The 12,897-nt window shown below is 58.9% G+C and carries 13 protein-coding genes and 2 pseudogenes; 10 read left to right on the forward strand and 5 right to left on the reverse strand.

The window, feature by feature from the left end:
* Positions 1-253 precede the first annotated feature (253 nt).
* Complete coding sequence (locus tag B3F77_RS00150) at positions 254-1,162, reverse strand: esterase/lipase family protein (RefSeq protein WP_293602998.1); 909 nt, start codon at positions 1,160-1,162, stop codon at positions 254-256.
* A 27-nt stretch (positions 1,163-1,189) separates the two neighbouring features.
* Positions 1,190-1,564, reverse strand: a pseudogene (locus tag B3F77_RS00155) (GMC oxidoreductase); the annotation flags it as partial.
* A 1,045-nt stretch (positions 1,565-2,609) separates the two neighbouring features.
* Here B3F77_RS00155 and B3F77_RS00160 point away from each other — a divergent pair.
* The 5 genes from B3F77_RS00160 to B3F77_RS00180 all read left to right on the forward strand — a co-directional run bounded on the left by B3F77_RS00160 (position 2,610) and on the right by B3F77_RS00180 (position 5,144).
* Positions 2,610-3,305, forward strand: a complete 696-nt coding sequence (locus B3F77_RS00160; RefSeq protein ID WP_293602999.1) for a hypothetical protein — start codon at positions 2,610-2,612, stop codon at positions 3,303-3,305.
* A 121-nt stretch (positions 3,306-3,426) separates the two neighbouring features.
* A complete protein-coding gene (locus tag B3F77_RS00165) occupies positions 3,427-3,702 on the forward strand; it encodes a hypothetical protein (RefSeq protein WP_293603000.1) in 276 nt (91 codons plus the stop codon).
* A gap of 141 nt (positions 3,703-3,843) precedes the next feature.
* Positions 3,844-4,338, forward strand: a complete 495-nt coding sequence (locus tag B3F77_RS00170) for an SHOCT domain-containing protein (protein ID WP_293603001.1) — start codon at positions 3,844-3,846, stop codon at positions 4,336-4,338.
* Positions 4,339-4,529: 191 nt separating this feature from the next.
* Positions 4,530-4,832 carry a type II toxin-antitoxin system RelE/ParE family toxin gene (locus tag B3F77_RS00175; RefSeq protein WP_293603002.1) on the forward strand — a complete coding sequence of 101 codons (303 nt, stop codon included), beginning with the start codon at positions 4,530-4,532 and terminating at the stop codon, positions 4,830-4,832.
* A 3-nt stretch (positions 4,833-4,835) separates the two neighbouring features.
* Complete coding sequence (locus B3F77_RS00180) at positions 4,836-5,144, forward strand: addiction module antidote protein (RefSeq protein ID WP_293603003.1); 309 nt, start codon at positions 4,836-4,838, stop codon at positions 5,142-5,144.
* Between the two features lie 109 nt (positions 5,145-5,253).
* On the opposite strand, the gene recG is transcribed toward B3F77_RS00180, so the two are convergent.
* Positions 5,254-7,335 carry an ATP-dependent DNA helicase RecG gene (recG, locus tag B3F77_RS00185; protein WP_293603004.1) on the reverse strand — a complete coding sequence of 694 codons (2,082 nt, stop codon included), beginning with the start codon at positions 7,333-7,335 and terminating at the stop codon, positions 5,254-5,256.
* Between the two features lie 810 nt (positions 7,336-8,145).
* Between recG and B3F77_RS00190 the strand changes: the two genes are divergently transcribed.
* On the forward strand, positions 8,146-9,159 hold the full coding sequence (locus B3F77_RS00190; RefSeq protein ID WP_293603005.1) for a hypothetical protein: 1,014 nt from the start codon (positions 8,146-8,148) through the stop codon (positions 9,157-9,159).
* The gene (locus B3F77_RS00195) at positions 9,156-10,004 is read left to right on the forward strand and encodes a hypothetical protein (protein ID WP_293603006.1); all 849 of its coding nucleotides are present in this window, start codon (positions 9,156-9,158) and stop codon (positions 10,002-10,004) included. Before B3F77_RS00190 ends, B3F77_RS00195 begins: the two co-directional genes overlap by 4 nt.
* Before the next feature lie 323 nt (positions 10,005-10,327).
* On the opposite strand, the gene B3F77_RS00200 is transcribed toward B3F77_RS00195, so the two are convergent.
* Positions 10,328-10,756 carry a putative toxin-antitoxin system toxin component, PIN family gene (locus B3F77_RS00200; RefSeq protein ID WP_293603007.1) on the reverse strand — a complete coding sequence of 143 codons (429 nt, stop codon included), beginning with the start codon at positions 10,754-10,756 and terminating at the stop codon, positions 10,328-10,330.
* On the reverse strand, positions 10,753-10,992 hold the full coding sequence (locus tag B3F77_RS00205) for a CopG family transcriptional regulator (RefSeq protein WP_293603008.1): 240 nt from the start codon (positions 10,990-10,992) through the stop codon (positions 10,753-10,755). The genes B3F77_RS00200 and B3F77_RS00205 overlap by 4 nt, the downstream gene beginning before the upstream one ends.
* A 122-nt stretch (positions 10,993-11,114) precedes the next feature.
* Between B3F77_RS00205 and B3F77_RS00210 the strand changes: the two are divergent.
* The 3 genes and pseudogenes from B3F77_RS00210 to queA all read left to right on the forward strand — a co-directional run.
* A pseudogene (locus tag B3F77_RS00210) lies at positions 11,115-11,201 on the forward strand (7-carboxy-7-deazaguanine synthase); the annotation flags it as partial.
* A gap of 26 nt (positions 11,202-11,227) precedes the next feature.
* Positions 11,228-11,689, forward strand: coding sequence for a 6-carboxytetrahydropterin synthase QueD (gene queD / locus B3F77_RS00215; protein ID WP_293603009.1), 462 nt, complete (start codon positions 11,228-11,230; stop codon positions 11,687-11,689).
* Positions 11,690-11,803: 114 nt separating this feature from the next.
* Positions 11,804-12,886, forward strand: coding sequence for a tRNA preQ1(34) S-adenosylmethionine ribosyltransferase-isomerase QueA (queA, locus tag B3F77_RS00220; protein WP_293603010.1), 1,083 nt, complete (start codon positions 11,804-11,806; stop codon positions 12,884-12,886).
* Positions 12,887-12,897: the final 11 nt, after the last annotated feature.

The raw sequence follows: 12,897 nt of genomic DNA on the forward strand, positions 1-12,897 counted from the left end.
GAAAGCGGCGGACCGCTATTGTCACCATTGCCGAGGGACCACGTCATTTGACGCGCTGTTATCTCTTTTTGCCGCAGGCCTCGTCGAGCCCAAGCTGTTTCGCGACCAGTCCGACCCTCTGCCGCAACAGTTTTACCCGATGACGCGGTAATTTAGCATTGATACCACCGTGCACGGCGCTGCAAAGGTGCACGGTCATCACCGCGACCACTATCAGGGCTGAAACACTTTGGGTTCGACCCGTCGGCAGCGCTCAAGGCAATGTGCCGTCCAGCAATGCCAGCGTGGCATTCATGACGGGTGGCAGGAACGCCAGCTGCACATGGGCCGCGCCACGAACCAGCCGGTTGTCGGCGCCAGGCAAGGTCGCGGTGGAGGTCGGAAACACGATGTTGTCGCAGTTGGAATACCAGCAGGTGAACATCGCGTGGCGATCCACGGGCATTTCATGGTCCAGTTGTGCCTGCCAATCGGACAGCCAACGCATCTGGCGGCTGTTGTGACCGTGGCCAAAGCGCGCCAGCCAGGTGCCGCGGTGCGGCGTTGCTATCGTCACCACATGGTGCACACGCGCCTCGGCTTTCATGCGCTTGAGCCAGGCCCTGGCGGCCAGCCCGCCCATGCTGTGACACACCAGCAGCGGCGGCAGCCCGGTGGTGAGTGTGATCTGCTGAACCGCGTCATCGATTTGCGGCGCGTAGTTGTCAATGGAGCCGAACAGTGGCTCAAGATTGAGGGCGATGAAGGCGTGCCCACTGCCCTGCAAACGATTCAGCCATGGGGCCCAGAAGCCCCGGTTGCAAAAGAAACCATGCACAAACACCACGCCGCGGCGCCCCTGAACTGCGGCCTGCGGTGAAAGATGATCCGGGATGGCATTCGCGCGGAAGGGTTGGCGCCAGCAAAACACCTGCGGCGCTGCATATGTTTCACCCATCCAGGCGCCGAGCAATTCCTTCCAGGTCGGCTGCGGCGCTGGATCTCCCTTGTTGACAACCCTCAGGAGCATGAATTCGATAGCAAGGAAACCCGAGTAGCCCAGCGCAATCAACAGAAAACCCGCAACGGCCAGCATGGGGGCGCTGCTGCCGAAGTAGAGCAGCCACCCACAGGCCGCAGCGACCACCAGCGCGGTGATGAGTTTTTGTAGATGTGCCAGCATGGAACGAAGCGCCAAGCCTGCAGGAGGTCAGGCCAGTGTGGCATCCCGGCCCGCCAGCCTTTTAACCAGCCCTTGCGCCAGAAAGTTGGCCACGCCGTAGACGGACAGTTGCGGATTGGCTCCAATGCTGGTCGGAAAGAGCGAGCCGTCATGAATCGAGAGGTTTTCCACTTGCCAGTGGACGCCGTCGGGGCGGGTCACGCCCAGCCGCTCGGCGCCGGCAAGGCCGCAACCACCCATGACGTGGGAGCTGACCACCTTGACCAGCCTCGGCTTCATGGGCAGCGCATTCACCGCAACACGCGCCTGCGCCCACGAGGTATAGGGCTCGACCATCTCATGCAAGGGCAGCACCTGCCTAGCCCCCGCAGCGAACTGGATTTCCATTATCGACAGCAGCGCTCCTGCCAAAGTGCTTTTCGCGGGCCACGGCGACGATGTATTTGAGTTCGATCAGCGTCATGGTGTGATTGTGATGCTTTTCACTTCAAGTGATGCAGGCCACGTTTGTTGAGGTCGTTTCTGAATTGGCGGTATTGCCCCTTACTACGAGGCCGGGGGTAGCCCGGCGGCTACTCACTTTGCTTTTGCTTCGCCAAAAGAAAGTAAGCAAAGAAAAGGCGACCCTACTGTCTGCGGGTTATTGGGGTCAGAGCCCAAATTCGCCGAGCCTTTGGCTCGCCCGAAGGGCGCGTTGCGACGCAATGCAGCGAAATTGGTGTCTGACCCCAATAACCTACCCTGCGGTGCTCGGTCCAGCCGGGGTCTCGTGCAAACTCGCCTGCGGCTCAAACAAGCACGAGCCCTGATCCGTCTGACCCTCCGCTCCTCAGCGCATACAGAAGGGGGGGTGGGGCGGGGAAGAGAGCGACACCAACAGCCAAACGCAACAAGTACGCGTCAACGGCGCGTACTTGTTTGTATTGATACCCGAATTTGGTTTTTCTCCTAAACCCGTCCTGGCTGGGCTGAGGAGCGCAGGAGGGGACGGATAAAAATTTTAGATGTCCGAAGGCGGCGAAGCCGACAAGTTTCTAAAATTTCCGTCCCCTCCGAGCACCGCAAGTTGCCCGAAGCGCAGCGCAGGGACCCAGACTGCGGGTCGCCTTTCTTTTCGTTAGGTTTCTTTGGCGAAGCAAAGAAAAGTAACTCGCCTGCCGGGGCGACTCCCGGCCTGCTCGCACAGGTGACGACATCAGTTCGCCATCTTGGGCGGCGTCAATTTGCGTGCATTGGGTCTGGGCTGCGGGAACCAGGGCCAAAAGTCAGGTCATAATTTGATCAAGCAGACGGGGCATAAGCTTGCAAACCCCTATGCAATCACCCTCGCCAACACCGGATGGCGATTCAATCCAACAAGATTTATCTGCCGCGTATGAGTCCTTCGCTTTTTGCAAACATCGCAGCGCGGCAGATAAACGCTATTCGTTGGGCGTCATAGGTTCACATGAATGCAGCACTCTGGTTCGTAGTCACACTGTTGGCGCTTGACGCTGGGCTGATCGCCGCGCTTCTGACGAGGCACCTTGGAATGCCGTTCACGGCAGCATCGGTCCTTGATATTGGTCCATTGCTCGTAGCTGCTGGTGTCTTGACAGCGCTCATAGCGTTCCTCGTCAATTTGCGTCGTGCCCGTTCAGACGATATTCTGAAAACCGCAACAGACTTGCTCGAGAAGGCGTATGAAACGTTGATGCCGAAGGATGACTCCAGCGAACCGACGAATCGGCGTCTCTCGTGGCTTTCTGCCGCCAGGCTTATCGCCACGGCTGAGAGGCTTGAGAAGGCCATAACCGAGAACAGCCATCTACTCGTATATAGAGAGAAGAAGGAATATTGGAGAACCCGCTTGTACGAGCTAATCTTCCCGTCGCCTCCTGACGGTTTGCCCAGTTCGTTCTACGCCGAGAAGCCAGAGCACATGATCGCCTACTCCGGCAGAGTTCGCGATCCGCTGTCCGAGAAGTCGGTGGCATTTCTGTATCGCTTTATCCGTTGGCCCGAAACGGTCCGCGATCCGCTCGGCGAAGAACCGGCCTTCACGGATGCCGAAATTGAGAGAATGCAGGCCTTTGGGCCACGCGGCCTCGGCAAGCTCTTGGGTGAGGTTCGCAGCTTGAAGCGCGCTGCGTCTGAGCGATGACGCCCAACCCTTGCGGTTTACGGCAACTGAGTGCCAAGATGGAGAGGTCAATCCTGACGGATCGCGGCTCGCCTGGGACGGGGAAGTCCCTTTCATTCGTTAGCCCATTATCGGAGTACCAATGAACCCTCGTATCGCGCTTCTTCTTCTCGTACTGACCGCGTGCTCGACCACTGGCGTCGTCCCGATGGACAAGGGCACATATATGGTCTCCAAACGAAGCGCACAGGTTGGCTTCGGACCGGCGGATGGTGCAAAAGCTGATGTTTATGTCGAAGCCAATGCGTTCTGCGCAAAGGACAACAAGACGGTTGAAACGGTAACACTCAACATGACAGACTCTGGCTTCGCCAAACCAGCAAGCGCTTCGCTTCAGTTTCGTTGCGTGTCAAAGTAGCGCGCAGTCATTCGAGCGAGCAATTCATGCCTTTCATCGGCGGGGCAAACCCTTTCCATCGAGCGGACGTCCTCCGCTCAAGTAAAACGTTAGACCTCTCTGACCCATCGCGGCGGTCACAATCACCATAAGGAAACTTCTATGAAACGAGCACTTGCAGCACTGAGTATCGTCTTGGCTGGCTGCGCCAATCCTGGCATCGTCCAGATTTCGCCAGAGACCTACCTGTTGTCCAGAGAGGATCATGGCGGCATATTTGGGAGTGCGAGTTCATTGAAGGCTGGCGTAATTGCCGACGCAAACGCGTTCGCTGCCGATCAAGGGAAAGTTGCGATTCCCATCTCCGCACATGAAACACCAGTGGGCGTCATGGGAAAGTGGGCGAAGTTTGAATACCAGTTTCGGGTGGTCGACAAAAACGATCCAGAAGTGCGTCGGACAGCCCTCGTTCCACGGGCCGACATAGTGATCGAAAAGACAGAGAATATTTCTGCCGACGTTCGAACCAAGGACGAATCTGCCAAGCCAAAAGATGTCTACACAGAGTTGATCAAGTTGGACTATCTGCGGAAGAAAGGTATCCTGACCGATGCCGAGTTTGAAACGCAGAAGAAGAAACTCCTGAGTGGAAACTGAAGTGTCAAGACAGAAGTTCGCTCCCGTGACGAAGACGCCTGATCGGGTAGCCGCGGGTGAGGCGGGTGAGGGGTCAGGTCTCCCATTTCCCATATTTCACTTTGTGACCCTCCTGCAACCCCTCTTCGTTGTCGTCAACCATGGGCTTGTAACGTGCTTGCCAATACGTGAACAAGTGATTACAATAAACCATGTTCACCATCAAACGCCTGCCCGAATTCGACGCATGGTTTGAAGGGCTGCGCGACCGCACGACAAGCATTCGCCTTGGGGTGCGCCTGGACAAGGTGCAGCGCGGCATCTTGGACGATGTCACGCCCGTGGGCGATGGCGTGTTTGAGATGCGCGAGTTCTTTGGCCCCGGCTGGCGCATGTACTACGTGCAGCACGGCGCGATGTTGATCGTCATGCTGGGCGGCGGCGACAAGTCCAGCCAAACCAGCGACATTGCAGCGGCCAAAAAACTCGCTGCCAGCCTCGTTTTCAAGGAGTAAACCATGAGTAAAAAAATCAATGTCGAAGACCTGCCCGAGTTCGATTTGGCCGAGCACCTTAAAACCGACGAGGATATTGCCACGTATCTGAGCGTGGTGCTTGAGGACGACGATCCGTCCGAGCTGCTGCACGCCTTGGGCGTGGTGGCCCGAGCACGCGGCATGGCGGATGTGGCCCGTGCGGCGGGCCTGACGCGCGAGGCGCTTTACAAGGCGCTGCGTCCCAACTCCCAACCGCGTTTTGACACCATTGCCCGTGTCTGCCGCGCCTTGGGGCTGAAGCTCACCACGCAGGTGAAAGTTCATGCTTGATGCAGCCCTCAAAGATTGGAATTTGGCTGGTGTTCATGCGTAAAACCTAGCTGCGCACTGCATCGGATGCGCTGCGCGCGCCGCTGATTTCTACGTTACTCGCCACAACTCAAGCCTTCAAAAACTCCGCCTTCCCCCCCAACCACCGCAAAACATGCCGCTGCGCCAGCTCCGCATGCTGATCGAGCATCACCGGCGCCAGCTCCCGTGCCCAGGCCAGCAGCTCCCTATCGGTCGCCAGATCCGCAAAGCGCAACAGCGGCGCACCGGACTGCCGCGCCCCCAAAAACTCGCCCGGCCCGCGTATCTCCAGGTCGCGCTGGGCAATTTCAAAACCGTCATTGGTTTCCACCATCGCTTTGAGGCGCGCCCGTGCCGTTTCACCCAGACGCGGCGCGTCGCCCGTGGAATACAGCAGCACGCAAGCCGAAGCCGCCGCGCCGCGCCCCACCCGGCCGCGCAGCTGGTGCAGCTGGCTCAAGCCGAAACGCTCGGCATGTTCAATCACCATCAGCGAGGCATTGGGCACATCCACGCCCACTTCAATCACGGTGGTACTTACCAGCACGCCCATCTGCCCGCTGGTAAAGAGGCTCATCACGGCCCTTTTCTCGGCCACCGGCATGCGCGAGTGCAGCAGGCCGACCATCACGCCGGGCAAGGCGGCACTCAAGGCCTCATGCGTCTGGGTGGCGTTGACGAGGTCGATCGACTCGCTTTCTTCAATCAGTGGACAGACCCAGTAAATCTGCCGGCCTTCGTCAATTTGCCCGCGTATGCGCTCAATCACTTCGTCTCGCCGCGCTTCGTTCACCACTTTGGTGACGATGGGCGTGCGCCCGGGCGGCAACTCGTCGATGGTGGAAACATCGAGGTCGGCGTAGTAACTCATGGCCAGCGTCCGCGGAATCGGCGTGGCGGTCATCATCAGCAAATGCGGCTCCTGGCCGTCATCGGTCATTTTGCTGCGCAGCGCCAGGCGCTGGGCCACGCCAAAGCGGTGCTGCTCATCAATGATGGCGAGCGCCAGATTATTGAATTTCACCTTGTCCTGAATCACCGCGTGCGTGCCGATGACCAGACCCGCCTGGCCGCTTTCGATCAGTGCCAGCATCTCGCGCCGCTCCTTGGCCTTCTGGCTGCCGGTGAGCCAGGCGGTCGTGATGCCCAAAGGCTCCAGCCAGCTGATCAGTTTGCGAAAATGCTGCTCGGCCAGAATTTCGGTGGGCGCCATCAAGGCGCACTGCCAGCCCGCGTCAATGCAGCGCGCCGCAGCCAGCGCCGCCACCACGGTCTTGCCAGCGCCGACATCGCCCTGCAGCAGGCGGTGCATGGGAATGCGTTTTTTCAGGTCGGCTTCAATTTCCGCGCAGACGCGCTGCTGCGCTGCCGTCAGCCGGAACGGCAGGCGCTCCAAGAGTTGCTCGTGCAAGGTGCAATGGACGCCGTCCATCGCCGGGCCGCTTAGCGCGGGCGCGCGCATCGCGGCACGCACGCGCCGGGCCTGCAACTGCGACAGCTGCTGGGCCAGCAACTCCTCGGCTTTGAGGCGCTGCCAGGCCGGATGGCTGCGGTCTTCCAGGGTGGCCAGCGCCACGTCGGGCGTCGGGTGATGCAAAAACTGTAGCGCTTCGCGTAGGCTCCACAAGGGCTGTGGCATGTTTTCGCTTAAAAAATTCGCAGGAATCGTTTCTCTGAGGTCGGCACGGGCAAGGCCGCTCAACACCGCCTTGCGCAGGTAGACCTGGGGCAAGCTGGCTGCTGTGGGGTAGACAGGCGTCAGCGCACCGGGCAATTCGCCGCCGGCCAGTTTGAAGCTGGGATGCACCATCTCGCGGCCCATAAAACCGCCGCGAATCTCGCCACGCACCCGGACCTGGGCGCCCACGCTGAGGGTTTTCTGGTGCGAGGGGTAAAAATTGAGGAAACGCAGCACACAGGTGTCGCTGCCGTCGTCCAGCGTCACCCGCAACTGGCGGCGCGGCCCGAGCGTTATTTCGCTGTGGGTCACCTGCCCTTCAATCTGCACCACATCGCCGCCCTGCGCATCGCTGAGCCGCACGATGCGGGTTTCGTCCTCGTAACGCAGGGGCAAATGCAGTGCCAGGTCAATGTCGCGACGCAGCCCCAGTTTTTCGAGGGCTTTTTGTGCCGGTGATTTGTTCGGTGATTTGGCAGGCGACGGGGTCATACGCCGATTTTGCCCGCTACTTCAGACTTGCCAAGCCATTGCGAGAGAGGCGATCAAACTGTCCAGTCTTCGACCTGCAGGTCGCTTAACTGCGCAAATGCACGGTCGTTTGTCACCAGTACCGCGCCTATGCCGTGAGCGTGCGTAGCAATCAGCAGGTCAAGCGACCCGAGGCTATATCCCCTGTGCAGTATGCGTAAGCAGCTATTAAAAATATAGCAAATCAGTGCTGTAACTGGGCGATGAAAGTTTGCGGCAGAGGAATTAGGGTCAGATTCCAATTGCTCTGAGTCTGAATCTAGAAGCCCAGTTGTGAATCAAATAAAGCGGCCTCCGAGCCGCTTTATTTATAACAAATCAGGCTATAGCCCCCGATCAGCATGCGCATACAGCTATTATTTTTATAGCGTTCTTGCCATATGAGATGCCGTTAGCAACGGATCAAGCAGGAACAATTTCCACCGATGCCAGATCGTTGCCCACAAGCGATTCAGTGTCTTGAGGCGAATGACCTTCGGCGGCTACCCCAAACCAGCGACAACTCCTGGAAATCTGCGTCACGGGTGACGATCTCCGCACATCGAATCGCACCCAGCTTAAACGCTCAAATTCAGTCAATGCAGGTGTTTCAACAGTCGCTGAAATCAATGTATGCAATGAAACTCTTGCATTATTTCACTTGAAATGGCATATTCAGCATCTGTTGAAACTCTCATTTCAAGTGAAATCATGCCAACCCCGCCAGACATAGAGACCCAGTGGCCCAACCGACTGCGCGAACTGCTGGCGGCATCGCCTATTGTGCAGGACGTGGTTATCGCCACCGAACCAGCGGGCGAACCCGGTGGGTTCCGTGCCGACGGTGAAGTCCACTTCCGTATTGCTGACGAGAGCCATCGCCTCGTGATCGAGTGCAAGTCTTCCGGCCAACCGCGCCATGTGCGCGATGCCATGAGCCAGTTGGGCCGCGAGATTACTCGCTCCCACGAACTGACGCGTGGCCTGGTGGTCGCGCCGTTCCTCTCCCTGGCCTCACGTGCCCTGCTGGCCGAGTCGGGCATGGGTTGGCTGGACCTGGCGGGCAACGCCCGCATCGTGTTCCCGCGCTTTTTTTTGGAAATCAGCATGGCCAATCGAGACCCGTTCGCGACGAAACGAGCGCATCGGTCTCTTTTTTCGCCGAAGTCTGCCCGCCTTCTTCAACTACTGCTACTGCGGCCACAGGCGTGGAAGGTGGTCGACCTGGCCACCGAAGCTGGTGTGAGCGTCGGTCAGGTCAGCAATGTGCGTAAAGCCCTTATTGACAGAGAGTGGGCGCAGACCGAAGCCGGAGAAGGCTTTCACCTCACGAAACCGAACGCGCTACTCGATGCCTGGCGCGACGACGGCGTGCAGGCCCCTACCCTTTTGAAGCGGGCCTATACCCTCCAACATGGCGCGGGGCTTGATTCGGCCATTGATCAGGCCTTCGCGGTCGCTGCGGCCTCGGGGGCAAAGTTGCGCCTTGCGTCCCATTCGGTGGCGCGCCGGGTTGCGCCGTTTGCGCGCGTCTCCGGTGAGTTCTTCTACGCCGACGCAGCAGGCCTGCAATTACTTGAAAATCATCTGCAGCTCGTACCAACCGACAAGGGCGAAAACGCCACCATTTACCGAGCAAAAGACGACGGTCTGTGGATGGAACCCATCAACCTGCAAAGTGAAATCAAGGGCACGGGGCTGATCCAGACCTACCTGGATTTGTTGGCAAGCGGTGAGCGCGGGCGGGAGGCGGCTGAGCATTGGCGTGCCGAGAAAATCACGCCAATTTTGACGGAGGCGCCATGATGGAACCCCAGTCAGCCAATGACTACGATGACCGGGGCGCACGCGCGGTCTATTCGGTCTTGCTGGAAATCGGCCAGGTGATCGGTGCGTACCGGGACCGTTTCGTCGTCATCGGCGGATCAGTACCGTGGCTCCTTTTTCCACAGGCGCAGCCACCCCATATTGGCACGCTTGACATCGACTTGAGCCTTGACGCCGAGGCGCTTGGTGACGGGGAATACAAGGGTTTGGTAGAGATGCTGGAAGACGCTGGCTACCAACGCGCGGCTGAAAACATGAAGGTGTTTCAACTGCGCCGGGTCGTGCAGATTGACGCAGGGGACCCTGTCGCCGTCATCATCGACTTGCTGATGCCGCGAGAAGCCAAGTTTGATCGAAACAAGCCATCCCTGCTGGCGAACTTTGCGGTGCAAAAAGCTGACGGTGCCGCTGTGGCGATGCGCGACTTCATCGTGCATAAACTCGATGGCCGTATGCCAGATGGCCGCCCAAACACCGTCGATCTGCGCGTGGCGAGCATTCCTGCGTTTCTGGTGATGAAGGGGTATGCGCTGCGTGGGCGTGACAAGCGCAAGGACGCCTACGATATCTATTTCTCGGTTCGTCAGTTCGATGGCGGCCCGCTTGCGCTGGCACAAGCCTGTCGACCGCTGCTGGGGGACCCGGTGGCGCTCCAAGGCTACCAATGCATCGCGGAGAAATTTTCCAGGGAGGGTGGCTTCGGACCAGTCACGGTGCGAGAGTTCATGACGGAATCTGCGGCCCTTGGCGAGATGACAACGGACCAAGTAGAGCTCGATGCCTTTCGCCAAGTCAGGGCTTGGCTCGACGAGCTTGGCCTTTAGGCACTCGCAAATATTCGCCTGGATGCAGACACCACACCTCCAGCCCTGAACCAAATAAAGCGGCCTCCGAGCCGCTTTATTTATAACCAATCAGGCTCTAGTCCCCGTTCAGAATGCGCAAGAAGCTATTATTTTAAGAGCATCTTTAACACTGCACGTGCCGCTGATAAAACAATCAACCAGGAATTATTTCTACGGACGCCAGATCGTTGCTGACAAGCGATTCAGTAATAGCATCCCGGTTATCAATCAACACCTCAATGTGGCCGCCCGAGACTGATTTTGGGTTTTGAGGCGACTAACCCTCGGGGGCTGGCCGCCGATCAGTGCTGTACCTGGGCGATGAAAGTTTGCGGCAAGATGACCCGCTGCTGCATGGTCTCGTCTTGCAGCAATAATTTATCGCCGGTGACCAACATCAAATCGGTCCGGGTGGCGAGCAAATCCCACAAAAACTGATCTCCCGCGTCCGGGGCGCGGGGTGCCGCGGTGCTGACAGCGGTCAGCACGATGGCGTGACGGGCAAGGTCCGTCAGGATGGCGTCGATCTCTGGTTCTGACAGCCCATGGAGTTTGCACAGCCTGGGCCGCACCAGCACTGCGCGGTATTCGGCCAGCAGCGCTTCAGACACCACAAACGGAAATGCGGCAGACAGCATGCCGTCAATGATGCGCGCCACCGGTGAATCGGCGTGGGCCGTGAGCAGGCCGGCAACGATGACGTTGGTATCAATGATGAAGAAGGTACTCACGATGCGTGGCGCACTGCACGCACTTCTTCCTGCGCAAGGGTGAGCGCCTGCTCTTCGCTCAACACGCTACGCGCCCGTGCCCGACGCACCAGGTCGAGCGCCTGCTCGCGCGACTTGATGCCGTAAAAGTCGAGACTTTCGTCGATCAATTGACCAATGGTTTTGTTGCGCTGGGCCGCAGCTTCTTTCAGCGCCCGGTAGCGCGGCTCGGAGAGGGTGATGGTCAGACGGCTCATGTGCAAGTCTTTCATTGGTGTTAAAGCACCAATATGTTAGCACGCCAGCGATACAATGACGGCGACTTGGCCCTTGCCCTGTTTGCCCAGCAACCCGCATCACCCTACAAGGCGAGGGCGCGCACACCCGGCTGGCGATTGAAACCTGCAAGCGCAATCCGCAGTGGAAGCTCATCCTGCAGACCCATAAACTGTTACAGATTCCCTGATTGAAACGGAAGATGAAATCCACACCATGTTGACGATTACCCGCAAGCTGGAATTCGATGCCGGCCATCGCATCCCGGACCACAACAGCCAGTGCCGCAACCTGCACGGACACCGCTATACCCTGCTCATCACGCTGGTCGGCGCGGTGATTGAAAAAGAGGGTCAATCGGATAACGGCATGATCATGGATTTTTCCGACATCAAGACGCTGGCCAAAACCCATTTGGTCGATCTCTGGGACCATGCTTTTCTGGTCTACCGCAACGATACCGTGGTCCGGCAATTCCTGGACAGCCTGCCGGATCACAAGACCGTCGTGCTGGACCGCATACCCACGGTCGAGAATCTGGCCGGCGCCGCCTTCGATATTCTGAAAAATGTCTATCAGGACAGATATGGCACCGGCTTGTCCTTGAGCAAAATCACCCTGTATGAAACGCCCAATTGCTGGGCGGAGGTGGACGCCAACGGCAACCGGCACGGATGACGTTTTTTTCGTGCGTCTGGCGCTAGCGGGTTAGCGGGACCCTCTTTTTTGGGCTGCGACAATCTCAGCCTTTTACTCTACTCTTGGTACGGGTTTGTCCAACCCTCAAGCACTATGCCTACCTCTTTACCTGTCGCCACGCGCGCATTCACCCTGAGCGACTTCGACTTCGTGTTGCCCGAAGCGCTCATCGCCCAGCATCCCGCCCCTGAGCGCAGCGGCTCGCGGCTGCTGGACGGCACTGACGCTACACCGACTGACCGCATTTTTCGCGACCTGCCGTCCCTGCTGCGCCAGGGCGACCTGCTGGTATTCAATGACACCAAAGTGGTCAAGGCGCGACTCTTCGGCCAGAAATCCAGCGGCGGCAAGCTGGAGCTGCTGATTGAGCGGGTGCTCTCACCGCACACAGACTCAGGCCATGAAGTCGCCGCGCACATGAAAGTGAGTAAAAAGCCCTTGCCGGGCGCGGTGCTGCAGATGGACGGCGGGTTCAACGCCACGCTGTTGGGCCGCTGGCCTGAGGAAAGCGGGCCACTGTACCGCTTCAGGCTCAGCAGCGATCCCTATGCGCTGATGGCCCAGCATGGCCATGTGCCCTTGCCGCCTTACATCACGCACCAGGACTCGGCGGAAGACGAGCAGCGCTACCAGACGGTGTTCGCAAAAAATCCGGGCGCAGTGGCCGCGCCCACCGCCGCACTGCATTTTGACGAAGCCGTGCTCGCGCAACTGGAGGCGCGCGGCATCCAGCGCGCCAGCGTGACACTGCATGTAGGCGCAGGCACGTTTCAGCCTGTAAAAACCGACAAGATCGCCGAGCACACCATGCATTTCGAGCGCTTTGAAGTGCCCCTCGCTACCAGCCAGGCGATTGCCGCCTGCAAGGCGCGCGGCGGGCGCGTGGTGGCCGTCGGCACCACGACCGTGCGGGCGCTCGAATCAGCCGCCAGTTTCGGCCCCGATTGCAGCGACACCAACATCTTCATCACGCCGGGCTTTGAATTTGCCGTGGTCGATCTGCTGCTGACCAACTTTCACCTGCCCAAAAGCACCTTGATGATGCTGGTCAGCGCGTTTTCGGGTCATGCGCACATCATGGCGCTGTACCAACACGCGATGGCGCAGCGCTACCGCTTTTTCAGCTATGGCGACGCCATGTTGCTGGCCCGCCAGGCCCCTCAGCCGGCCCCCTGAATACACCTGCG

This window comes from Polaromonas sp. UBA4122, from assembly GCA_002381615.1.
Taxonomy (GTDB): domain Bacteria; phylum Pseudomonadota; class Gammaproteobacteria; order Burkholderiales; family Burkholderiaceae_C; genus Polaromonas.

Coding starts and splice junctions, on each gene's coding strand:
- B3F77_RS00150 (WP_293602998.1), bottom strand. CDS start 1,162: ATGCTGGCACATCTACAAAAACTCATCACCGCGCTGGTGGTCGCTGCG.
- B3F77_RS00160 (WP_293602999.1), top strand. CDS start 2,610: ATGAATGCAGCACTCTGGTTCGTAGTCACACTGTTGGCGCTTGACGCT.
- B3F77_RS00165 (WP_293603000.1), top strand. CDS start 3,427: ATGAACCCTCGTATCGCGCTTCTTCTTCTCGTACTGACCGCGTGCTCG.
- B3F77_RS00170 (WP_293603001.1), top strand. CDS start 3,844: ATGAAACGAGCACTTGCAGCACTGAGTATCGTCTTGGCTGGCTGCGCC.
- B3F77_RS00175 (WP_293603002.1), top strand. CDS start 4,530: ATGTTCACCATCAAACGCCTGCCCGAATTCGACGCATGGTTTGAAGGG.
- B3F77_RS00180 (WP_293603003.1), top strand. CDS start 4,836: ATGAGTAAAAAAATCAATGTCGAAGACCTGCCCGAGTTCGATTTGGCC.
- recG (WP_293603004.1), bottom strand. CDS start 7,335: ATGACCCCGTCGCCTGCCAAATCACCGAACAAATCACCGGCACAAAAA.
- B3F77_RS00195 (WP_293603006.1), top strand. CDS start 9,156: ATGATGGAACCCCAGTCAGCCAATGACTACGATGACCGGGGCGCACGC.
- B3F77_RS00205 (WP_293603008.1), bottom strand. CDS start 10,992: ATGAGCCGTCTGACCATCACCCTCTCCGAGCCGCGCTACCGGGCGCTG.
- queD (WP_293603009.1), top strand. CDS start 11,228: ATGTTGACGATTACCCGCAAGCTGGAATTCGATGCCGGCCATCGCATC.
- queA (WP_293603010.1), top strand. CDS start 11,804: ATGCCTACCTCTTTACCTGTCGCCACGCGCGCATTCACCCTGAGCGAC.